This is a genomic window from Oceanobacillus aidingensis, from assembly GCF_042654105.1.
GTDB lineage: Bacteria > Bacillota > Bacilli > Bacillales > Amphibacillaceae > Oceanobacillus > Oceanobacillus oncorhynchi.
The window spans coordinates 113095-134558 of sequence record NZ_JBHSFT010000012.1 but is presented as its reverse complement, the minus strand read 5'-3'; the positions used below and the strand labels follow the sequence as shown (position 1 = coordinate 134558).

Sequence of the window (21464 nt, the reverse complement as noted above, 5' to 3'; positions counted from 1 at the left end):
CGGTTTTTGAAATCTTTATTAGCGAAATATATATTGATTATCCTCATTGCTATTTTTTTAATACAAGCAGCCTACTTCATTATCATTTTTGTTTTTTTTAATTTAGTAGATGATTCAGATTCACCGGAGGATGGGAAAAATACATTTACAGAAATAGAGGAGAAATGGCATCAGGAAGCCAATGCCGTAGTATCGGAAGACGATGTGAATCAACTATTTGAAGAGTGGCGGGAGGTCTATTCAAACGCATCTATGTTTTGGGTGAATGGGAACGGTATTTTGTCTGTACAAAGCAACCTTCAAGAAAACTTACCTGTGGAATGGGACGCAACTTATACTGCAGATTTCTTAAAAAGAAATTACAATAATGATCCATTTACTGTTGTTGCTTTTGCAGGAGAAAATGAGGAAGATGGCTTTATTGTCTTTCAACTGGAGCGGGAAGCGATGAAGCCTCAAGGACAACGCCTTTTTGATCAGTATAGCTGGGCTATTGTTATGTTAACGATAGGTGTTGTGTTTTTGTTTATTTTTATATCTCTATGGTTTTTCAGAGGAATTCGTAAACGTCTTGTCCACCTGCAAGAAGCAATGGAAATTCGAGATACAGATGGGTTACCGATTCCTATTGAAGAAAAAAAACAGGATGAGATTGGTGATTTAGAGAAGTCTTTTAATCAAATGGTACAGGAATTAAGAGAGAGCAGAGAGCGTGAACAAGAAGAGGAACAACTGCGTAAAGAACTGATTGCTAATTTGTCACATGATTTACGAACACCTTTAACTAAAATAAATGCACAGGCGTATACATTGCAGAAAATGAATTTGCCAAAAGAGGCAAAGCATTCCCTTAAGTTGGCGACAACCTCTATTGAAGATGTGGATAAATTGATCGAAAATTTAATGTCTTATACGTTGCTTATGGCGAGTAAATATAAGAAGGAATTAAAAGAAATAGATATGATGCGTTTTCTCCGCCAATATTTAGCGACCTGGTATCCGGTTTTTGAGAAGGAAAGGTTTGAAGTTGATATTGACATAGAACCTTTTGAACAAAATATGTGGAAAGTAGATTCATTGTGGTTCAGCCGGATTTTAGATAATTTGTTACAAAATGTGCTGCGTCATGCGGCAGATGGCAAATATATCGCAGTGCGGACAGAGTCAACAGGGCACAACGATGCCATTGTTATTATAGATAAAGGAAAAGGAATGCAGACGAGTACAAATCAAAACGGTGCTGGGATCGGTCTTTCTATTGTTGATATGATGGTAAAAGGTATGGACCTGGATTGGGAGATGGATTCTACGGAAGAAGGAACAACGATAAAAATTATTAGAGTAAAAAGAGCTGATGTTTAGGCCTTGTTTTGAGTAGAGAAATTCTCTTAAGGGAGAAGTGATAATGAAAAGTGCTTACGTATATTGGGGAAATGGAAAAGTAAAATTAACTTGGATACAAGTTAACGAACTTCCAGAAAAGGAATTGATAACAAGTGCACACGGTTTATGCTTCAATGATAATAAATTGCTCCTGATGAATTTAAATCACAGGGGCTGGGATATACCGGGCGGGCATATTGAAAAAGAGGAAGCGCCTGCAGATTGTTTTAAACGTGAAGCTTATGAAGAAGGCTATATTACAGGCAGTTGTTCGCTTTTAGGATATATCGCAGTAAATCATACCGAAAATATCGAATGGAATTCGGAAGGACATTACCCAAAAGTTGGTTATCAGATTTTTTATCGCATGGATGTGCAGCAAATTTATGAATTTAAAGCCGCTCATGAATCGAGAGATAGAATATGGATAAATCCGAAAGATATAAAAAAATATAATAAAAATTGGAATACATTACATCAAAGTATTTTAGATGTTGCAATGAAAAGAGACGGGTGATATAAACTGTCTCTTTTTTTGGCATTTCACCAAGCAAGATAACTTAAAAATTCCGGCTTTTTTAAACAAATTTTAAACAAAGCACATACTTTATTTTAACCTTCCATCTTTAACCTTGAAAGTAGAGGTGATAATCATGGAATATATCGTAGAAACAAAGAACTTAACAAAATCATTTGGAAAAGAAAAAGCAGTGTCAAATTTGGAAATGAAGATACCAAAGGGAGAAATCTATGGCTTCCTTGGTCCTAACGGGGCTGGTAAAACGACAACAATTCGTATGCTGTTAGGGTTGATGCGGCCAACTTCCGGTTCTGTTCAATTATTTGGCAAAGATATGAAAAACAACCGGATAGACATTTTGAAAAATGTGGGTTCGCTGGTAGAAAACCCTTCGTATTATCCGCATTTAACTGCCAAAGAAAATTTAGAAGCAAGCAGAAAAATTCTTCATGCACCAAAGGAAAGAATAAATGAAGTATTGAAGCTGGTCCGCCTGCATGGAGTTGGGAATAAAAAAGTAAAAGGTTTTTCCCTTGGAATGAAGCAGCGCCTCGGGATTGCTGCTGCCATGCTGCATCAACCGGAACTGCTCATTTTGGATGAGCCTACAAATGGACTGGATCCGTCCGGTATTATTGAAATGCGTGAATTGATTCAAAGTTTGCCAAAAGAATATGGGATGACGGTATTGATATCCAGCCATTTATTATCTGAGATTGACCAGATGGCTACAAGAGTTGGTGTTGTTTCGAAAGGGAAAATGATTTTTCAAGATTCTATCGAAAACATGCGTAAAATTGCACAAGCTTCGATTCAAATAAAGGTAAATGATAATGAAGCAGCTTGGCGTTCAATGCTTGCCAATGGACAAAAAGCCGATTTAGGAGAAGAACATATCAATCTGCAAGTGGAGGACGATGAACAGGTAGCTGCTTCCATTGACTACCTCGTCCAGCAAGGCTTCTCTATCTATCGGGTGCAAGGAGAAACACGGTCTTTGGAGAATATCTTCTTGGAGATGACAAAGGAGGAACATGCAGAATGATTTTTCCACTGATACAATCGGATTTTTTAAAGATAAAGCGTAAAGGTATGTGGTTGTTGTGTCTGATTGGCCCTTTGGGCGTGGTGGCATTGCAGATGGTCAATTATGGAGTGCGAAAAGATTATCTGTTTGAGCAGATGGATGATCGCTGGCTTTACTATCTTTTGAATATCAATACATTTACCCCGCTTGCGATTGTTTTGGGGATTGTGATTTTAACATCTTTTATGTCGAGTATTGAAGATGAAACCAATGCATGGAAGCAGTTAGTTGCTTTGCCTGTATCCAAACGGTCAGTATATCTATCTAAGTTTACGGTAATCAGCTGTATCTTATTTTTGTCTTCCGTCCTTTTATTCCTGTTTGTATTTGGTTACGGTCTGACATTGGGATTAGGAGAAGATATTCCGTATTTACGGTTAATGGAGTACAGTTTTTTACCTTTCTTTGCTGCGCTGCCGGTGTTAGGACTGCAGCTCTGGGTGGCTACGATAAGTAAAAATCAGGCTATCCCGGTAACTCTAGGCGTGATTGGTGTTATTTTTGCATATTCTGCTCCGCTTCTACCTGATTGGATGATGTGGAAATGGCCGGCTCTATCTAATGATTGGGGTCATACGTATATCAATGCCTTGTTAGGAATCGGCTTTGGAGTGTTGCTTTATTTGCTGGGAATGATTGATTTTAAAAGAAGGGACGTTAAATAAATGTTTTCCGTAATAAGTTCTGAATGGTATAAGCTGCGAAAGTCAAAAGTACTACTACTTCTATTAGTGGCACCGCTGATTGGATTATTTATTGGAATGTCCAGTCCGCTAGGCGATATAGGGGCACCCAATCCATGGTATGAAAAATTGATAATGATGAATTTTACCTACGCTGTTTTATTCCTGCCGTTAATTTCAGGGGTCTTAGCTAGTGTGATTTGCCGGTACGAGCATCAGGAAGGAGGTTGGAAGCAGCTGCTGGCGCTGCCAGTGACAAGGAGAAAAGTTTTTCTATCTAAATATCTATTGCTGCTGCTTCTGGTGTTTGCGATGCAATTATTGTATCTGGTCTCTATTTATCTGGTTGGAATGATAGAGGGGATCACTGATCCTTTTCCGATGGATATTGTCTGGAAAACGATTGTAGGAGGCTGGCTGGCCACTTTTCCATTAATTGCTTTACAGTTATGGGTTTCGATCGCATTTAAAAGTTTTGCCGCCCCATTCGCGATAAATGTTATTTTTACATTACCAACGATTTTAGTTATTAATTCGGAGCGTTTTGGCCCATATTATCCGTGGGGACAGCCATTTCTAATGATGAATATTGGCGGAAGTACAGGAGATGTCTTTTTTGTTCCCTGGAATCAAATATTAATGGTGATTGGCGGCAGTTTTCTATTGTTTTTCATTGGAGGCTATCTGTATTTCCAGAGAAAAGCGATTTAATAAGAAGAAACACAAAAGGAATGGCAGTCGTCTGCTGTTCCTTTTTCCATTATAATAGGGAGAAGGCAACGTTTTAAAAGAGAGGATATCTTAAAGTGCGAAACAGATATATTTATTGTGATTCATTTGGTAATCCTAATGAAGTATTAAAAATAACAGACAAAGAAATCACTCCCCCTGAAGCAGGAGAAGTACTTGTACGCATGTTAGCCAGACCAATTAACCCATCAGACTTAATCCCGGTAAGAGGAAGCTATTCACACAGAATTCCTCTGCCCTATATTCCGGGCTACGAAGGCGTTGGAGTTGTAGCGGATGTTGGTGCTAATGTCAGCAAAGAGCTAATAGGCAAGCGTGTTTTACCATTACGGGGAGAGGGGACATGGCAGGATTTTGTCCGGGTGCCTGCTGCATTTGCTGTACCTGTACCGGAATCCATTGATAAGATACAGGCTGCACAACTATATATTAATCCTTTGACGGCGTGGGTTACGCTGACAGAGATATTGAAATTACAGTCAGGTAGTGTGCTGTTAGTTAACGCTTGTGGGTCGGCAATTGGACATTTATATGCGCAGCTTGCAAGAGTTTTAAATTTACGTTTGATTGCAGTTGTGAGAAATGATAAACATACACAGAAGCTTTTAGAACTTGGCGCTTCTGAAGTGGTAGATATCTCAAGCCAATCCCTTTTTGAAATGGTGATGGACAAAACAAATGGAAAAGGAGCCGATGCGGCGATTGACTCATTGGGAGGCAGTGCTGGTTCTGATTTAGCTGGCTGTTTGCGCAATCAGGGACGTTTTTTGAGTATCGGCTTGTTGTCTGGACAGCAGATGGATTGGGGAGGCTTTGCAGATAAAGTGAAAATGAATATTTTTCATTTAAGACATTGGAATAAGGGGGTAAGCCAGGGGAAATGGCAGGGGGCCTTCCAGCAAATTTTGAGGCTTGTGGAGAAGGAAGAGCTGCTGCTGGGTATTGAGAAAGCAAATTATGATTTGGCAGATATAAAGCAGGCATTGGATACACTTACCGATGGCAGAAAGGGTAAAGTAATCTTATCCGGCAGCTGACGATGTTTTTCCGATAAAACCCGTTTCTTTTTTGTCGAGTGATTTACCGAAGAAGTCTCTATACTTGAATCAATGGAAGGAGGGAAAGGAAATGCAAAGCAGCATGAACGAAGCATTACAATATATTGAAGAGAACTTGGATACAGAAATCGATGAGAAAGAAATTGAAAAAATTACTGGTACGTCGATTTATCATTTCCGGCGAATGTTTTCTTTCTTGGCCGGGATGACTCTCACAGCCTATATTCGCAATCGGAGGCTTTCCAATGCAATGTTTGATCTGCTGCGGGAGGATGTTAATGTGACAGATATGGCTTTTAAGTATGGTTATCATTCTGTTGATGGTTTCTCCCGCGCATTCCGGGAATGGGCAAGATGTAAACCTTCTGAAGTGAAGCATCAGCAAAAGCACAAACTTAAAGCTTTTCCGAAACTAACCTTCCAACTAACGATTCAAGGAGGAGCAGATATGAATTATCGAATTGTGGAAAAAGAAGCATTTAAAATAATTGGTGTCAGTAAAAAAGTGCCAATGCAGTTTGAAGGAGTTAATCCGGAAATTGAAAAGCTGGCGCAAAGTATTACGGAATCTCAAAAAGGCAAAATGCATGAACATGCTAATCTAGAGCCTAGACAAGTAATTAATGCTTCGTATCATTTTGATGAAGGCAGAATGAAAGAAGAAGGATATTTAGAGCATATGATTGGTGTATTGACAGACGAAGAAGGACCGTTTGGCGGGCTGGATGTGCTGGAGGTACCTGCCCATACTTGGGCTATTTTCTCTTCACAAGGACCGTTCCCTCAAACGATGCAGGAAATATGGGCAAAAATTGCTGCTGAATGGCTTCCTTCCTCCAGTTATGAATTAGTGGAAGCACCTGAAATCTCTTTTGTAGAAGATTATAGCAATCTGGATAATGTATATAGTGAGATTTGGATGGCTGTAAAGAGAAAGGATTAGAAGGGACACAAATGTGAAAAACGAGGTGCTGCTTTAGAGCGCCTCGTTTTTCATAATGATGATATTTGTTTTGGAGATTCATAAAGGATGCTTCCCTTACGATATGTTAACCCTCCAAATTATAATCAACCCACATCCCGTAATCCGGAAATGTAAGCAGGGATGGATTTGGAAAAAGCAGCTGAACATCCTCGACATCATCACTGACTATTTCATAATAGACGGTTCCTTCCAGCGTTTCACCTGGACCAATTTTTCCCTCAGGTCCTTCATATAAATCTTCGACAGGTTGTCCATCGATTACAAGGTGATTAGAACTGTTTGCTCCTTGACCATCTACCAGGCCTTCTACATGCGGCTGTGGAAATTTATGATATAAAGTTACATCTTCATCAAGTTGATTTTCAAATGTCATATCAACAGCAAGCACAGATTCCGTTTCATCTCTTAAATCAAGATTTTCATTCCCTTCATTGATTTCCACATTGCTGATATTCACCTTGAAAAATGTATCTTCTCCATAATCGTTTAAATACATGTCTTCTCCAATATCATAAGTGCCAATCTGATCTCTGCGCTCATCCTGAGGAGTGTGGAAAACAATTTCAGGTATATCCTGCATGAAATTCCACATGAGTGCACCGGCATAGAGTGATTTTTCATCTGCCGCAACAGCTCCGACCAAATCCATGGATTCGCCTTCGTCTAAACTTTCCTGGAAAGACGCCAGCTGGTCAGTGAATGTATCGTTTTCAGGGTAACTTAAATCAAGGTCGAAACTTCCATTAAGAGCTGCATATTCCGGTATAACGTCCCCCATATTAATGGAACGATCCCCGATATTTTCTACGGTATAATCAACAAACGCAACAGCGTCATCCTCTGATGGGGAAGCGATACTTTCTTCAATAAATGCTTGATGATCATCTCCGTCCTCTATCCATATCTCATTAACGGTAATTTCTGCAGGGACACCAGAACTGTATCCCTCGATTTCAAATGTTTCTCCCATTTCATGATAGAACTCAGAACCTTCTGATTCATCATTTGTAGCTTCTTCCTCCGTACCGTTAGCCGCTGTATCTTCCGTCTCTTCATTTTGATCTGCTGCGGCGCTCGAGTCTTCATTGTTTTCATCGGAATTAGAGCTGCATCCAATCATCAAGACTGCGAAAGCAATGAATAAAAGGAGCGTTCGTAAAAAACCTGCTGTTCTTGCTGTTTTGTACATTGCCGTACTTCCTTTCTTAATAATTTTTAGAAATTTGAGCAAATAATCCTTTGTTCTTACCTTATCATTTAAAGACAATGGCATCAAATAATTCAAAAATATGTGAATAATATAATTATGTTATGGATATCCCAAAAGGGCAGTATGTGATAAAATTTTAGTATATAAAATGAACAGGAGCTGTTAGGCATGATTAAACATATCGTACAATGGAATCACCGTGAAAATTTTAGTGAAGCAGAGAAGAAGACCAATGCAGAGAAAATTAAGAACGAGTTAGAGAGTTTAAAAGAGAAGATAGATGGTGTTGTTTCTATCAAAGTCATTATTGATCCGCTGGCGACAAGTGACCGTGATATTATTCTGGATAGTGAATTTGAAACGGAAGAGGCGTTACAGCAATATCAAATACACCCGGAGCATGTCCGTGTATCCGAATTTGTAAAGGAATGCGTGCAGGATCGAGTTTGTGTCGATTATCAACTATAATCACGAATAGAAGCAGTGTAGAAAGGTTTTCTATGCTGTTTTTTCTGTGTGCAGCAAGGGTTACATAAAATGAATCTGAGAAAGGATGCAGTTGGATGAGTGACAAATGGCTAGAGTGGGCAAAGCAAATCCAGTCGTTAGCACAGGCAGGATTAACTTTCACAAATGATATGTATGATAAAGAGCGGTATGAACAGCTGCGTACCTTAAGCATCGAGATAATGAACGAATATACGGACCACAATTTTGAATCTATCCGTGATTTATTTGCTAATGAAACAGGATATCAGACTCCAAAAGTAGATGTGCGGGGCGTAGTTTTCAAGAATGACCGTATTTTAATGGTACGTGAAAAACATGATGATGCTTGGGCGTTACCAGGCGGTTTTTGCGATGTCGGTGAATCGCCAAAAGAAAATGTTACCAAAGAAATTCTGGAAGAAGCGGGGTTTCATGTTGAAGCCAAGAAGCTGCTCGCTGTTTTTGATACGAATAAGCATGCGCATCCGCCACAGCCTTACCAATATTATAAATTATGTATTCAGTGCGAGATTATCAGCGGGGAAGCCAGCTTAGGTATGGAGACTAAGGGGATTGATTTTTTTGCAGAGGATAACCTGCCTAATCTTTCATTAAACCGGAATACGGAAATACAAATCAAACGTTTATTTGAATTTTTAAGAGACCCGGAGAAACCGGCATTATTTGATTAATACCATACGGATGAAGCATTGCTTCTTGGGAAGAAGAGAATATTTCTGCTGTTCTAAATTTCTTGTAAAACACGTCCATGTCCTTTAGAATAGGGATGTTTTCTTATATGATGAGGCATGCACAGGAAGAAGAGAATTCCTGGCAATCCGAAAGTAAATGGAATAATCAAAAGTGGAAACATATTGATATAGAAGCAAAAAGGAGAGTAGACATGGACCGGACGAAATTAAGCTCGGAAAGTAATCGATTTATCGAAAAACTGCGGCTGTATTTATTTTCTCAAGGGATTGAGCAGTCGGATATTGAAGATGTTGCAGATAATCTGGCACAGCAGCTTTATGAGATGGAACAGAATAATGAGCCGATTGAACAAATTACCAATCAATCCCCACAGGAATATGTAGACAAGCTGAAAAAAGAAGTGGATGAAAAAAAGAATCCGTCGGTATCCTGGCTGATACCTTATATTCTGATCGGCGCGATTGTTTTTATGCTGTTTGGGGACGCCTTACGCGGGGTATTGTATGGAGAAATTGTAGCGTACAGTCTTTTTAGAATCCTGAGTACCGTTGTTATTGGGCTATTATTTATCATTGGTTCTGTATTTGCAGTGCGGTATACTTCTGGAAATCAGTTATCTGAATCTAAAAAATATGCCATGCTCGCTATTCCGGCAGTGATAGGCATGCTTTTATTTATAGCGGCTTATTTTATAGATGGTTATGTGGAAACGTCGCTTGTTACGATTCCATTCGCAGGTAGTATGATTTTATTAGGAGTTGTAACAGCAACGGCGATACTGCTCTCTGTTTGGGCGAAAACATGGATATTGCCCGTTATTTTAATAGCTTGGAATTTTCCGCCCTTGATTTTGGAAAATACACCGCTTGGAGTAGATATGCAAGCGTTTCTGGGTATTATTTTAACGGTGTTGATTGTAGGGGCTTATATTTATTTAGAGTTTCAAGAAGAAAAATAGCTGTAACCAGACATATTTTGTTAGAATGTAAGCAATGAAAGATAAGCAGGAATCAAAATAGATAAGAGGTGCTTGAAGTGAAGGGTTACTTGGCAAATGGGTTATTTTCAATGGGCGATCGTTATGTGAATGAACAGCTGGCAAAGGCGATTCGTGAAGCTGTTCCAGAGATAGATTTATATCTCCCGCAGGAAAATGCTGCAATTAATGATAAAACGGCTTATGCCAATAGTGAGATTATTGCAGAAGCGGATTTATCCAAATTGGAAAAGAGTGATATTTTAATCGCAGTACTGGACGGTGTAGAGATAGATTCTGGTGTAGCTGCTGAGATTGGTGCTTTTTCGATGTTGAAACGTCCGATTGTTGGTGTATTTACGGATACCCGCCAGCAGGGGAGAGATAATCAGAAAAAGATAGATGCGCTTGTGGAAGATGCTTTAGAAAATCAATTTGTTTATCGCAATTTATTTTTAGTAGGCTTAGTTAAGCGGAATGGTGTGATTACCTCTACGATAGAAGAGGCTGTGGAAGCTGTATTAGAGGTAAAGAATAGACAGCTATAATGCTTTTAGAGAAAATCAAAATTGTCCTTCATGCTGCTATGATGGGCGGGTTTGGTTTTCTCTTTTTTATTGATGTCCTCCATCCTATTTAATGAATAAACAGATAATGTTGAAGGAGAAGGGTTATGTCAAAAACGGAAAGAATCACCTTAAAGCTTTTATCCGAAGAATACATGGATCAGCTGTATCAATCCTGTTTCTAGGTATTGTAAAAACACAGGACAATTGTATTGTTATTGAAAGAAAGTAAAAGAATAGAATGAAAAATCAGTTCTTTTTCCCTGTTGATTTCCAATCTCGCTATGCTATTTTTAAAAGGAAAAGACGGGAGGAAGAAAATGAAAAAAATACTTGGTTTGATGACAGCGGGAATAATGGCTTTATTTGTACTGGCTGCGTGTGGAAATGATGAAGGTAATGAGAATAATGCTTCTGACAATGAACAGGCAGAGGAAAGTGAGCAGGCTGAAAGTGGCGAATCTGCCGTTGATGGAGAAGAGAGTACAGAAGAAGAGCAAGAGCAGGAAGAAATCCAGCCGGGCGATGTAGAATCAGATATATTTTCCGCGCTTGTGGCAGGTTCGGAGACGTATTCTGTTCAGGAAAACGGCGTTGATATTTTAGAAGATGGTTCTGTACATAGCCGCTTAAAGGTAAATCTGGAGATTGATGATGGTGACATTGATTTTGATTATATGAAACAAACCGCAGAGGATGATACGGAGATAATTGGAGAATTATTAGGGGAAGTGGAAGCCGTTGAAACAGCTGAACTGACGTGGTTATTTAATTACCATGGTCCGTTTTACACCTTTCAATTAGAGCGGGATGGCGATAAATTAATGGTTACGGAAGAAGATTTTAACGGAGACCAATTAAATGATCATATAGAATCGTATGTCCCTGCGTCAGAAGTAGAATAAGATTTAGATTATCTGCAAATATAGAATTCATTGCTCCGACAGGCGGGAAGACACCTTTTTCAAGCGTGTGAAAGGTATAGACTAAGTGAGGGGGAAACGAATATGAGTAACGTATTTACTGCATACGAAAGTACGATAGCCGCTGTTTCCGAACTGAAAAAAGTAGAGGAACAGACATTGAACACTCCTATAAAAGAAGATGCCTGGTCGATAAGAGAAATTATTGGTCATATGTATTATTGGGATGACTACAATCTTCATAATATGGTTTCCCAAATGCAGCAGGGAGCGAACCTGCCGGCATTTCCAGACCACGATACGCAGAATGAAAAGGCGATTCAATCACTTGAGGGAAAAACCGTTGATGAAATAATAGAGTTATTTATGGAACGGAGGAAGCAGCTGTTAGAGAAGATTAGAACGGTAGATAAAAATGATAGATTTACCATCGGAAGCGGAAAGCGGAAATTTTCAGCAGAGAGCTTCCTTAAAATTTTTACAAAACATGATGAGCATCATTTAAAACAGATAAAAGATTTTCTGGCTGCGGCTTAAGCGGCAAAAAGCGATCCGGCGGGCAGGTTGATTCATTGCTTGTTGGATCGCTTATTGTATGAAAACATTCATTTAAAGTTAGCATATACTTTCAGCTTCCCGATGGTTTCAAAGCCGAGCTTTCGATAAATACCCTCCGCTTCCGGAGAGGCTTGAAGGGTGCAATATTCAGCTCCTGCAGCTATAGCAGACTCTATCAGATGGTACATCAGCTTTGTACCCAATCCGCGTCCTCTTTCCCTTTCTAACACAGCAATATCATGAATTCCTGCTGTGTTTTCCGTAAACAATAATGAACCAATAGCAACCGGTTTGCCCCGGTAATAGCCAAGAAAATGCTGTGACTGTTTATAATCTGTAAAGCTATGCTGTGCAGCACGATGAAAATAATGATTGATTTGTATTTCTTCCTCGGTCTCCTCATATAGACTGGCCAGAATTGCACCGAAAGTAATCAGTTGTTCTGGAGCAGTAACTTTTTTAAATTGCATCGTTGAATCTTTATGAGGACCCCCAGGATGAAAAGCTGTCAAATCAGCAATCATTCCTAAATAATCCGTTTCGTATTCAACTAACCCCGCTTTTTTAAACATACTGGTTATCTCTGGTTGGTCTTCCCATCCCCATACATTCATGGGGTATCCTTTATTTTCATACATAGCTATGATTTTTTGAACATGTTCCTCTTGCGGGAGCGGGGTATCTTCGGATAAGGTAACGACATTAAAATTATAGGATGGAAGCTGGGCATCGATATATGTAAAGCCATGTTCTTCGTAAAGCACTGCTTCCTTTGTTTTTCTTGCTGCTGCTTTTGATTTCTCGGTTAAGTTATGCATCATGATTTGCTTCTGCTTTTTCTTATCCATCACGTCACTCCCTTTCCTGATAAAGCTTGCTTTTATTCTATCAATGATAAGTTTGCGGTGTCCATTAATCGTGAAAAGAAATCCAATCATCTCTCTTGACAATACCTATAAGGGGTATGTTATGATAGATATAGAATGTAAGGGAGGTTAGAAAAATGGCTAACGAAACAATTCAAGTTCAAGGTATGTCTTGTCAGCACTGCGTGAGTTCTGTTGAAGGAGCGGTAGGCGGTCTGGATGGCGTAGATACAGTGAACGTTCATCTTCAGGAAGGTAAAGTGGATGTTGCCTTTGATGAAGGGAAAGTTAAGCTGGACGATATTACAGAAGCAATTGAAGATCAAGGTTATGATGTTGTTTAAATAGGAACACATCTTGTCTAGATATTTTAATAAAGGTCGTGCGAGAGATTCCGCACGATCTCCTTTTTAAAGGATTACATACCCTGTATAGGTATGGGAGGCGGTTTGGATGGAAGCTAAAAAAGAAGTCACATTGCCTATTGAAGGAATGACCTGTGCGGCTTGTGCTACCCGAATTGAAAAAGGCTTGAAGCGGGTAGATGGTGTAGAAGATGCTAATGTTAATTTTGCAATCGAAAAATCGACGATTCACTATAATCCAGAGCAGACATCGGTAGCGGATTTTGAGAAGAAAATCGAGCAGCTGGGCTATCATGTCCAGCATGAAAAGCAGACCTTTGATGTTGAGGGAATGACGTGTGCAGCATGTGCGAATCGGATTGAGAAACGTTTAAACAAAATGGATGGCGTGACAGAAGCCAATGTCAATTTCGCATTGGAAAATGTGGCGGTTGAATATAATGAAAATCAAGTAACGTCCCAGGATATGATGGAGGTTGTGAAGAAGCTCGGATATTCCCTTAAACCTCAGGTATCCAAGGAAGAGACATCAAATCGGAAAGAAGAGGAGATTCGTCATCAGACCGGAAAATTTATCTTCTCCGCTATTTTGACGCTCCCGTTATTATGGACGATGGTGACGCATTTTTCCTTTACATCGTTTATTTATTCACCGGATATGCTGATGAATCCATGGGTGCAATTAGCGCTGGCCACTCCCGTGCAGTTTATTGCAGGGAAGCAGTTTTATGTAGGAGCTTATAAAGCATTAAGAAATAAAAGCGCGAATATGGATGTACTCGTTGCTCTAGGAACATCGGTAGCCTATCTCTATAGTATTTTTCTCGGAATAGAGTGGCAGATTCATGGCGCAGCTGGCATGCCTGAACTTTATTTCGAAGCTGCTGCGGTGATTATTACGTTAGTTCTGCTTGGGAAATTATTCGAGGTTCGTGCAAAGGGACGTACCGGTCAGGCAATTAAAAAGCTGTTAGATATGCAGGCGAAAACAGCCCGTGTTATCCGTGACGGGGAAGAGCTGGAAATTGCCATTGAAGAAGTAGCTGTCGGCGATCAGGTTATCGTCCATCCAGGAGAGAAAATACCGGTTGATGGCGCGATTGTCAAAGGCAAATCAGCTGTGGATGAGTCAATGATTACCGGAGAAAGTATTCCAATCGATAAAAATATTGGGGATACGGCAATTGGCTCTACCATCAATAAAAATGGCATGCTGACAATCGAGGCCACGAAAATTGGAAAGGATACCGCACTTGCACAAATTGTAAAAGTTGTAGAGGAAGCGCAGGGAAGCAAAGCGGATATTCAGCGAGTAGCAGACCGTGTATCTGGAATCTTTGTTCCTGTAGTTGTCAGTATTGCGGTTGTGACATTCCTTGTCTGGTATTTCTTGGTTGCTCCAGGAGATTTACGCGCAGCTTTAGTTCCTGCAATTACGGTCCTGGTTATTGCTTGTCCCTGTGCACTTGGGCTGGCGACGCCGACATCGGTTATGGCCGGATCAGGCAGAGCTGCGGAATTAGGCGTTCTGTTTAAAGGCGGAGAGTATCTAGAAAATACACGTATGATTGAAACAATTGTACTGGATAAAACAGGAACCGTCACTAAAGGAGAGCCTGCTTTGACAGATGTTGTTCCTCAAGGAGATATTACCAAGGAGGAGCTGTTAAAAATGGCAGCTTCTGCTGAGAAGCATTCGGAGCATCCGCTCGCAGAAGCCATTGTGAAAGGTGCAGAAGAAGAGCATATTGATTTAATCGAAACAACAGATTTTGAATCGGTGCCCGGAGCAGGTATTCAAGTAACCTGGGAGGGGGAACCTCTCTATATTGGTACACGAAAATTGATGAAGCAGCAAAATATCGAAATTGGTTCCATCGAAGAAAAAATGACGGAGCTTGAAGCAGCAGGAAAAACGGCAATGCTTATCGGTTATAGAGGTGCACTGGCAGGAATGGTTGCTGTTGCCGATACAGTAAAAGAAACATCGAAAGAAGCAATTGAACGTTTGCATGAACAAAACTTGGAAGTCATCCTGCTTACTGGAGATAATGAAAGAACAGCGCAGGCCATTGCCAAAGAGGTTGGTGTCGATCGTGTCATTGCAGAGGTCTTGCCAGATCAAAAAGCAGATGAAATTAAACGTCTGCAGCAGGAAGGCAAGAAAGTAGCAATGGTAGGCGATGGTATTAACGATGCTCCCGCCTTGGCAATTGCCGATATTGGAATGGCAATTGGTACAGGAACCGATGTCGCCATAGAAGCAGCAGATGTGACACTGATGCGCGGTGATTTACACAGTGTGGCTGACAGTATTGAGCTAAGCGCCAAAACAATGCGGAATATCAAGCAAAATCTATTTTTCGCCTTTGCCTATAATTCTGCATCTATTCCAGTTGCTGCGATTGGACTGTTAGCCCCATGGGTTGCTGGCGCAGCGATGGCGTGCAGCTCCGTATCCGTCGTGCTCAATGCACTCAGACTTCAGCGCTTGAAGCTGAAAAGGGAGGCGTAATCGATGTCGATTAAAAAATGGGTAAGTATCGGGATTATTTATGTATGTGCTGTAGTTATTGCATATGGTGTGATCACAGGGGATAATCCATTTGAAAGCAATGATTTAGAGCCTCATGATCATGCAGCAGCACAAGTTGTAGAAGTAAATTCAACTGATTTTATATAGAAATAGATAACAGCCTGTATTCTTTTATCGAGAATACAGGCTGTTTTTTTATTAGGAAGATGTCCAGCTTCCTCCGTTAATATGAATAGCTTGTCCAGTCATATAAGAAGCTTCCTTGGAGGCAAGCATCACATAAGGCCAAGCGTGCTCTGATGGCTGACCGGGCCGTCCCATTAAAGAATCTTGTCCAAATTGTTCCACTTTCTTTTCGTCAAATGAAGATGGAATCAACGGTGTCCATACAGGTCCAGGAGCGACGGTATTCGCTCGAATTCCTTTTTTAGCAAGACTTTGTGCAATACTTCTAGTGAAAGCAGTAATCGCCCCTTTGGTTGCCGAATAGTCCATTAATGTAGCATTTCCTTTATAGGCATTGATGGAAGAGGTATTAATGATTGAATCCCCTTGTCCCATATGCGGAACAGCTGCTTTCGTCAGATAAAATTGCGAGAAGAAATTCACGCGGAATACTTCTTCAAACTGTTCAGAAGGAATATCTTCTACATTTTCCTGGTCAAATTGGATGGCAGCATTATTGACTAAAATATTGATGCCGCCAAATGCTTCTACTGTTTTTTGGACTAAATCAATACAATGAGCTTCTTCTTTGATATCTCCAGGAAGAAGGAGACATTGGACGCCCTCTGCTTCGACTAGCTTTTGCGTTTCCTCTGCATCTCCGTGCTCATCTAAATAAGAGATGGCAACATTTGCTCCCTCTTTCGCGTATAAAATAGCAACAGCACGGCCAATTCCGCTGTCACCGCCGGTGATCAGCGCATGTTTTCCTCTTAGTTTATCTGTACCTGTATAATCTGTTGGCTGATGCGGGAGCGGGTTCATTTTCGATTCAATTCCCGGCTGCTTATCTTGTGTTTGTCTTGGTGTACTGCCTTTTTGCATTTCTGTCGGTTTCATCATACGTTCCTCCCTTTTTTCAGTTTCCAAGTATGTATCAACATTTTTCCACTTACGAGCGTTTTATAAACCTTTTAATTTGAAAGGCATATCAAAGAGATGAATAGAAGCTGCAAGTTTTTAAAATTTTAATTGTATCAAATTAGAAGAGAGCTGATTCTAGAGAGCGCGGAGCAGGAGTATTCTTTTCTTTTTAACTCATATCATCTTTTATACAATCAAAGCTCTTCGTGATAGCACTATATGATGATGTAATACATTTCATAAATATAAAATATTAAATTCTATATTTATGGAATATGTGTTAAACTAAAATAAATAACATACGAGGAGTGATCAAGTGGATGTTCTGCAAACAACAAGCAGAGAAAGAGAAACGTATCAAGTCAAGCTCCATTATTCTATTTTGTGGGAATGTGCGTTAGGAATTGCGGCAATAACAAATACCCGGCTGCTGGATACATTAGATAAGCCTAAAGAATATTGGATGCAGATAAGAGAATCTATTTCCGCAGCGTTATCGGAGGAATTGGAATTTGTTGAAAAAAATAATACGTGGAAAGCATTGCTCCAAATACTTCATCAGCAGGAATTTTCAAGTCTAGAAACGTTCGAGCAATATGTACAAGGTTTAACAGATACAGAGCTGAAGTTTATCTGCCTGCCTTTTGTCGGAGGTCATTATCAGACCGACCGGGAGCAGGCTGCGCAAGGAGAGACAAAGGCAGTCAAAGAGCTGATGCGTGTTACAGAACATAACCCGTTCTTTCCAGCATATATCGAATTTATCAGTACCTGTGAAGCGGAATCTTTAAAAAAGCATCTGACAAAGGTAATGAACAGCTGGTATCAAGAAGTAGGGAAGGAGAAACAGCAGGAAACCGAAGCAATTTTAGAAAAGGATTATCAATCAAAAAAAGAGAGGCAGCAGAAAGTGTCTTCGGAGGAACTAGTGCAATGGGCGACCGGCGGGGTGACTTATATACCTGAACCCAGTGTCCACACCGTCTTATTGATTCCTCAATATATTTATCGTCCGTGGAATATTGAAGCAGATATCGAAGGAACCAAAGTATTTTATTATCCGGTTGCGAATGAAAGTGTGTCTCCAAGCGATCGGTATATGCCGGATTATTTTCTCGTTCAGAAATATAAAGCATTAGGTGACGAGGTACGCTTGAAAATGGTTAAATTATTATCTGAACATCCAAGGACGCTGCAGGATATGACAGAAAGACTAGATATCGGGAAATCGACGATTCACCATCATTTAAAAATATTAAGAGCAGCAAAAATCGTAGAAATACGCGATTCCAAATATTGCTTGAAAAAGAATGTATTTTCCCTTTTAGCGAAAGAATTTGACTGGTATCTGGAAAAATGAAGGGGATAAAGCAGAAGGAAATGTCCATTTTTAAGAATAGATCTTTTCTGTCCATATGGATTGGCAATGGAATTTCAGAGCTAGGCGGTGCTTTTGGAACCTTTTGTAACTCCATTTTGATTTATCAATTAACCGGCTCGACCCTCGCCCTTGGGAGTATGTGGCTGTTATATTTTATCCCTTCTTTGGTGCTCCAATTATTTATCGGTCCGTTTATTGACCGCTGGAGCCGCAAGTGGATATTGATATTCTCCCAGATGGCAAGAGGCTTTGTCTTTCTTGTGCCGCTGTTTGCTTTATGGACAGATTCGCTTTTGCCATGGCATGTCTATTTCGTGCAGATTATCATTGGCTTAATTACACCGCTGTATGTTCCGGCAAATCAGGCAATCACGCCTTCCATCGTGGCAAAGGGGCAATTGGAAACAGCGAACGCCTATCTGGAAGGAACAGCACGGCTCATGACCTTTACCGCTCCTTTTTTAGGGGGAGTCGTGATTGAATATCTGGGTGTCTTGCCTACGATGGTTCTAGTAAGTACATTGCTTTTGTTAAGCGGTTTCACGTTGCTTTTTATCCAAGAGACGAGAATCCAGCAAAAAACAAGAGCGCCGTGGATAAAGGAATTTACAGAGGGTATCACTTACTTTTTTAGAAAACGGGTGATTGTCTGGTTAGGAATATTTCTTGGCTTTGTCCAATTTGGTGTTGGGGTGACAATGGTTACAACGCTTCCTTATATAACAGAGGAGTTATCTGGAAGCTACGCAGCATACGGTTATTTTATGGCCGGTTTTCCTGTTGGTTTTATCTTAGGTTCTATTTTGGTTGGTAAGATAAAGTATAAAAGCCGGAGAAAACTCATGCTCGGCGCTTTGTTTATCGGCGGGCTGACCTTTGTATTTCTATTTTTTAATACAAGCATTCTATTGGGGATTCTGACAGAGGTAATTGGCGGAGTAGCTATGGCTGTTTTCGCGATACATAATACGACAATCTGCCAAAAAATCATCCCGCATCATTTAATGGGGAAAATATTCTCTGTGAGGCTGTTAATTATTCGATGTATGATGCCATTAGGTGTCCTGGCCGGTGGTTACTTAAGTGATATGTGGGGCGTCCGGCCATTATATTTATTGATAGGGATGGTGATAAGCACCACTTCTTTATTGGGAATCTTGCTTCCATATTTTAAATTTATAGATGAAGATGCAGACAAAGAAAAAGAAGCTGTATGAAACGAGATTTTCATACAGCTTCCTTCCATTACTGTATGCTCTTCCTTCATTATTAGCTGGAATGCTTTACAGTTCGCGTATCGACTTATCCGCTAATTGCATCACCGTCATATCATCCATCGGCGGATTATGCAATCCGGCGCGGACATCACGGTAATAGCGTTCAAAATTATTTTTCAGCTTGAGGCTTTGCGCGCCGGCAACACGCATGGCAAGGTCTACACCTTGAACGGCTTTATTGGTGACAGACAGCTTGACTGCTCCTAATTCCGGGCCCATTGTATTTCTGGTTTCTTCATCGCCTTTATCCCACTTATCTGCAATGGCATGCAGGAAGTATTCAGATTCTAGTAAAAGAAGCTCTAAATCACCCAGTTTTTGTTTCACATTCGGCAGCTCGGAAATCGTCCCTTTGATACTGTTTGGTGAATAGCTTGTAGCAAAGGCGACAGCATCTTTTTGAGCAGCCTGTGCGATGCCGAGATAGCATGCCGGTATATGCAAGAGCCAGCCTGCTGGTTTTCTTTTCTGATTGGATATGATTTCAACGAGATCTTCTTTCTCTAAATGAACCTCTTCTAAAACGAGATCATGGCTGCCAGAACCGCGCATCGCAATCGAATCCCATGTTTCTTCTACGTTAACACCTTCCAAATCATGCTTTACCAGGAAGTTACCGACGTCATCTGTTCCATCAATAGAAGCACTAACGACAAAGTAAGTTAAGATTGGCGATAACGTCGTAAAGGTTTTTCGTCCGGTAATCACCCAGCCACCGTCTTTTTTGACAGCAGTTGTTTCCGGTTTGCCGCCGCGCGTCGGGCTTCCAGTTGCCGGTTCTGTTGCGGAATTGTTTAATAATGCACCATTTTCAACCACGTCCTTGATTACCTTCGTATACATCTGTTCGTCCCAGGGCTTGCTTTCCCCTAAATGTTTTATGATTCCCATATGCCAGCCGATAGATAATGCAGTGGAACCGTCTGCCCGGGCAATTATTTGCTGATAGGTAAGCAGTTCATCCAGCGGAATACCCGCTCCGCCATCTTCCTTAGGTACAGTGAGTGCCGGGTAACCGATTTCTTGCAAGTCTTTAAAGTTCTCATATGGAAAAGCGCCGTCGGGAAGCTCCCGAACACGTTCACCAAAGGGCTCCACTGTTTTGGATAAAAGCTGGACCCGCTCCTCTTTTGTTTTTAGGGCTGTTATAGAACTCATACCAGTATTCCTCCTTGAAAAAGACAAAGTATATTCATCAGATTTGTTTTATTTATATTATTTCATTGTTTGCAGAATAGTTCAATTATCTTGAATGGGCCGAAATATATTTTGCGCCGTAAGAGGCACGGTGGAGTTATTTAAAGGGGAATGCTTAACAATTAACTAAAATGGGGTAAACTTATAGAGGAGATATAAGAACGAGGAGTGTATACGATGAAACAAGATCCTAATCTAACCCCATTACCAGACGCATTTTATCAGTATCCGACCTTACAGTTAGCAGAAGAATTGCTTGGATGCATTTTAGTAAAGCAAACGGAGGAAGGAACAAGCGCTGGATATATTGTAGAAACGGAAGCATATCTGGGAAATGCTGACAGAGCAGCGCATGGATTTGGAAATCGGCGAACGAAACGGACAGAGATTCTCTATGCAGAGGCTGGAATGACCTATACGCATCTCATTCATAATCATTGCTTAATTAATGTGGTCAGTGCGGAGAAGGAAGTACCGGAAAGCGTATTAATTCGGGCAGTGGAGCCTTATACAGGAATCGATCTGATGATGGCCCGCCGTCCAGTGAAAAAATTTCAAAATCTAACAAGCGGGCCGGGCAAACTATCGCAGGCTTTAGATATTAATATGAGAGATTATGGACGGTCTCTCAAGGAGCCGCCGCTGTTTATTGCGGAAGGAAAAAAGCCGGAGAAAATAAATCGCGGTCCGCGGATTGGTATTGATAATTCTGGAGAGGCCAGAGATTATCCCTATCGCTTTTGGGTAGCCGGCAATAAATTTGTTTCTAAATAACCCTTAAAATTCCCGTTATCATTTGTACGATAACGGGAATTTTTATGTAGCGGTAGCTATTAATATTAAATTCAATT

At 40.5% G+C, this 21464-nt stretch carries 23 protein-coding genes; 19 read left to right on the top strand and 4 right to left on the bottom strand.

The annotated features are described in order from the left end of the window. Positions 1-6 precede the first annotated feature (6 nt). From ACFO3P_RS09090 to ACFO3P_RS09060, 7 genes are all read left to right on the top strand, one after another. Positions 7-1362, top strand: a complete 1356-nt coding sequence (locus ACFO3P_RS09090; RefSeq protein ID WP_341172452.1) for a HAMP domain-containing sensor histidine kinase — start codon at positions 7-9, stop codon at positions 1360-1362. 43 nt (positions 1363-1405) lie between these two features. After that, positions 1406-1900 (top strand): NUDIX hydrolase, encoded by a 495-nt coding sequence (locus ACFO3P_RS09085; RefSeq protein WP_193062706.1) that lies wholly within the window; start codon positions 1406-1408, stop codon positions 1898-1900. 136 nt (positions 1901-2036) lie between these two features. Further along, a complete protein-coding gene (locus ACFO3P_RS09080; RefSeq protein WP_193062708.1) occupies positions 2037-2948 on the top strand; it encodes an ABC transporter ATP-binding protein in 912 nt (303 codons plus the stop codon). Continuing rightward, a complete protein-coding gene (locus tag ACFO3P_RS09075; protein ID WP_193062710.1) occupies positions 2945-3655 on the top strand; it encodes an ABC transporter permease in 711 nt (236 codons plus the stop codon). Before ACFO3P_RS09080 ends, ACFO3P_RS09075 begins: the two co-directional genes overlap by 4 nt. Continuing rightward, on the top strand, positions 3656-4384 hold the full coding sequence (locus tag ACFO3P_RS09070; RefSeq protein WP_193062711.1) for an ABC transporter permease: 729 nt from the start codon (positions 3656-3658) through the stop codon (positions 4382-4384). 95 nt (positions 4385-4479) lie between these two features. After that, positions 4480-5460 carry a zinc-dependent alcohol dehydrogenase family protein gene (locus tag ACFO3P_RS09065; protein WP_193062713.1) on the top strand — a complete coding sequence of 327 codons (981 nt, stop codon included), beginning with the start codon at positions 4480-4482 and terminating at the stop codon, positions 5458-5460. A 91-nt stretch (positions 5461-5551) separates the two neighbouring features. Then, on the top strand, positions 5552-6424 hold the full coding sequence (locus ACFO3P_RS09060; RefSeq protein WP_193062714.1) for an AraC family transcriptional regulator: 873 nt from the start codon (positions 5552-5554) through the stop codon (positions 6422-6424). Between the two features lie 106 nt (positions 6425-6530). On the opposite strand, the gene ACFO3P_RS09055 is transcribed toward ACFO3P_RS09060, so the two are convergent. Further along, positions 6531-7655 (bottom strand): DUF4352 domain-containing protein, encoded by a 1125-nt coding sequence (locus tag ACFO3P_RS09055; protein WP_193062716.1) that lies wholly within the window; start codon positions 7653-7655, stop codon positions 6531-6533. Positions 7656-7844: 189 nt separating this feature from the next. On the opposite strand from ACFO3P_RS09055, the gene ACFO3P_RS09050 reads away from it, so the two are divergent. From ACFO3P_RS09050 to ACFO3P_RS09025, 6 genes are all read left to right on the top strand, one after another. Then, positions 7845-8144 (top strand): Dabb family protein, encoded by a 300-nt coding sequence (locus ACFO3P_RS09050; protein WP_193062717.1) that lies wholly within the window; start codon positions 7845-7847, stop codon positions 8142-8144. A 95-nt stretch (positions 8145-8239) separates the two neighbouring features. Then, a complete protein-coding gene (locus ACFO3P_RS09045) occupies positions 8240-8857 on the top strand; it encodes an NUDIX hydrolase (protein WP_193062719.1) in 618 nt (205 codons plus the stop codon). A gap of 107 nt (positions 8858-8964) precedes the next feature. After that, positions 8965-9837, top strand: coding sequence for an HAAS domain-containing protein (locus ACFO3P_RS09040; RefSeq protein WP_193062721.1), 873 nt, complete (start codon positions 8965-8967; stop codon positions 9835-9837). 77 nt (positions 9838-9914) lie between these two features. Further along, positions 9915-10403 (top strand): nucleoside 2-deoxyribosyltransferase, encoded by a 489-nt coding sequence (locus tag ACFO3P_RS09035; RefSeq protein ID WP_042531475.1) that lies wholly within the window; start codon positions 9915-9917, stop codon positions 10401-10403. A 338-nt stretch (positions 10404-10741) separates the two neighbouring features. Beyond that, positions 10742-11326, top strand: a complete 585-nt coding sequence (locus tag ACFO3P_RS09030; RefSeq protein WP_193062723.1) for a hypothetical protein — start codon at positions 10742-10744, stop codon at positions 11324-11326. A 102-nt stretch (positions 11327-11428) separates the two neighbouring features. Continuing rightward, entirely contained in the window at positions 11429-11881 is a 453-nt protein-coding gene (locus ACFO3P_RS09025) for a DinB family protein (protein WP_042531483.1), read from the top strand. 68 nt (positions 11882-11949) lie between these two features. On the opposite strand, the gene ACFO3P_RS09020 is transcribed toward ACFO3P_RS09025, so the two are convergent. Beyond that, positions 11950-12750 (bottom strand): GNAT family N-acetyltransferase, encoded by an 801-nt coding sequence (locus tag ACFO3P_RS09020; RefSeq protein ID WP_256705597.1) that lies wholly within the window; start codon positions 12748-12750, stop codon positions 11950-11952. A 155-nt stretch (positions 12751-12905) separates the two neighbouring features. Between ACFO3P_RS09020 and copZ the strand changes: the two genes are divergently transcribed. The 3 genes from copZ (at position 12906) to ACFO3P_RS09005 (ending at position 15816) form a co-directional block, all read left to right on the top strand. Then, entirely contained in the window at positions 12906-13112 is a 207-nt protein-coding gene (gene copZ / locus ACFO3P_RS09015) for a copper chaperone CopZ (protein WP_042531487.1), read from the top strand. A gap of 109 nt (positions 13113-13221) precedes the next feature. Then, complete coding sequence (locus tag ACFO3P_RS09010) at positions 13222-15648, top strand: heavy metal translocating P-type ATPase (protein WP_193062726.1); 2427 nt, start codon at positions 13222-13224, stop codon at positions 15646-15648. 3 nt (positions 15649-15651) lie between these two features. Further along, the gene (locus ACFO3P_RS09005) at positions 15652-15816 is read left to right on the top strand and encodes a hypothetical protein (RefSeq protein ID WP_193062728.1); all 165 of its coding nucleotides are present in this window, start codon (positions 15652-15654) and stop codon (positions 15814-15816) included. Positions 15817-15867: 51 nt separating this feature from the next. Here ACFO3P_RS09005 and ACFO3P_RS09000 read toward each other — a convergent pair whose 3' ends face one another. Next, positions 15868-16734, bottom strand: a complete 867-nt coding sequence (locus ACFO3P_RS09000; RefSeq protein WP_193062907.1) for an SDR family oxidoreductase — start codon at positions 16732-16734, stop codon at positions 15868-15870. Between the two features lie 340 nt (positions 16735-17074). On the opposite strand from ACFO3P_RS09000, the gene ACFO3P_RS08995 reads away from it, so the two are divergent. Continuing rightward, positions 17075-18118, top strand: coding sequence for an ArsR/SmtB family transcription factor (locus tag ACFO3P_RS08995; protein ID WP_042531493.1), 1044 nt, complete (start codon positions 17075-17077; stop codon positions 18116-18118). Between the two features lie 20 nt (positions 18119-18138). Next, entirely contained in the window at positions 18139-19356 is a 1218-nt protein-coding gene (locus ACFO3P_RS08990) for an MFS transporter (protein WP_193062730.1), read from the top strand. A 66-nt stretch (positions 19357-19422) separates the two neighbouring features. Here the strand turns inward: ACFO3P_RS08990 and ACFO3P_RS08985 are convergent, their stop codons facing one another. Continuing rightward, on the bottom strand, positions 19423-20574 hold the full coding sequence (locus ACFO3P_RS08985) for an acyl-CoA dehydrogenase family protein (protein WP_193062732.1): 1152 nt from the start codon (positions 20572-20574) through the stop codon (positions 19423-19425). Between the two features lie 216 nt (positions 20575-20790). Between ACFO3P_RS08985 and ACFO3P_RS08980 the strand changes: the two genes are divergently transcribed. Further along, the gene (locus ACFO3P_RS08980) at positions 20791-21387 is read left to right on the top strand and encodes a DNA-3-methyladenine glycosylase (protein WP_042531497.1); all 597 of its coding nucleotides are present in this window, start codon (positions 20791-20793) and stop codon (positions 21385-21387) included. Positions 21388-21464 lie beyond the last annotated feature (77 nt).

Excerpts from the sequence above, each read along its gene's own strand:
- ACFO3P_RS08980 (WP_042531497.1), top strand. The coding sequence starts at position 20,791 with ATGAAACAAGATCCTAATCTAACCCCATTACCAGACGCATTTTATCAG.
- ACFO3P_RS09005 (WP_193062728.1), top strand. The coding sequence starts at position 15,652 with ATGTCGATTAAAAAATGGGTAAGTATCGGGATTATTTATGTATGTGCT.
- ACFO3P_RS09070 (WP_193062711.1), top strand. The coding sequence starts at position 3,656 with ATGTTTTCCGTAATAAGTTCTGAATGGTATAAGCTGCGAAAGTCAAAA.
- copZ (WP_042531487.1), top strand. The coding sequence starts at position 12,906 with ATGGCTAACGAAACAATTCAAGTTCAAGGTATGTCTTGTCAGCACTGC.
- ACFO3P_RS09045 (WP_193062719.1), top strand. The coding sequence starts at position 8,240 with ATGAGTGACAAATGGCTAGAGTGGGCAAAGCAAATCCAGTCGTTAGCA.
- ACFO3P_RS09020 (WP_256705597.1), bottom strand. The coding sequence starts at position 12,750 with ATGGATAAGAAAAAGCAGAAGCAAATCATGATGCATAACTTAACCGAG.
- ACFO3P_RS09025 (WP_042531483.1), top strand. The coding sequence starts at position 11,429 with ATGAGTAACGTATTTACTGCATACGAAAGTACGATAGCCGCTGTTTCC.
- ACFO3P_RS09075 (WP_193062710.1), top strand. The coding sequence starts at position 2,945 with ATGATTTTTCCACTGATACAATCGGATTTTTTAAAGATAAAGCGTAAA.
- ACFO3P_RS09030 (WP_193062723.1), top strand. The coding sequence starts at position 10,742 with ATGAAAAAAATACTTGGTTTGATGACAGCGGGAATAATGGCTTTATTT.
- ACFO3P_RS09060 (WP_193062714.1), top strand. The coding sequence starts at position 5,552 with ATGCAAAGCAGCATGAACGAAGCATTACAATATATTGAAGAGAACTTG.
- ACFO3P_RS09050 (WP_193062717.1), top strand. The coding sequence starts at position 7,845 with ATGATTAAACATATCGTACAATGGAATCACCGTGAAAATTTTAGTGAA.
- ACFO3P_RS08985 (WP_193062732.1), bottom strand. The coding sequence starts at position 20,574 with ATGAGTTCTATAACAGCCCTAAAAACAAAAGAGGAGCGGGTCCAGCTT.
- ACFO3P_RS08990 (WP_193062730.1), top strand. The coding sequence starts at position 18,139 with ATGTCCATTTTTAAGAATAGATCTTTTCTGTCCATATGGATTGGCAAT.
- ACFO3P_RS09085 (WP_193062706.1), top strand. The coding sequence starts at position 1,406 with ATGAAAAGTGCTTACGTATATTGGGGAAATGGAAAAGTAAAATTAACT.
- ACFO3P_RS09010 (WP_193062726.1), top strand. The coding sequence starts at position 13,222 with ATGGAAGCTAAAAAAGAAGTCACATTGCCTATTGAAGGAATGACCTGT.
- ACFO3P_RS09055 (WP_193062716.1), bottom strand. The coding sequence starts at position 7,655 with ATGTACAAAACAGCAAGAACAGCAGGTTTTTTACGAACGCTCCTTTTA.
- ACFO3P_RS09040 (WP_193062721.1), top strand. The coding sequence starts at position 8,965 with ATGATGAGGCATGCACAGGAAGAAGAGAATTCCTGGCAATCCGAAAGT.
- ACFO3P_RS09080 (WP_193062708.1), top strand. The coding sequence starts at position 2,037 with ATGGAATATATCGTAGAAACAAAGAACTTAACAAAATCATTTGGAAAA.
- ACFO3P_RS09000 (WP_193062907.1), bottom strand. The coding sequence starts at position 16,734 with ATGAAACCGACAGAAATGCAAAAAGGCAGTACACCAAGACAAACACAA.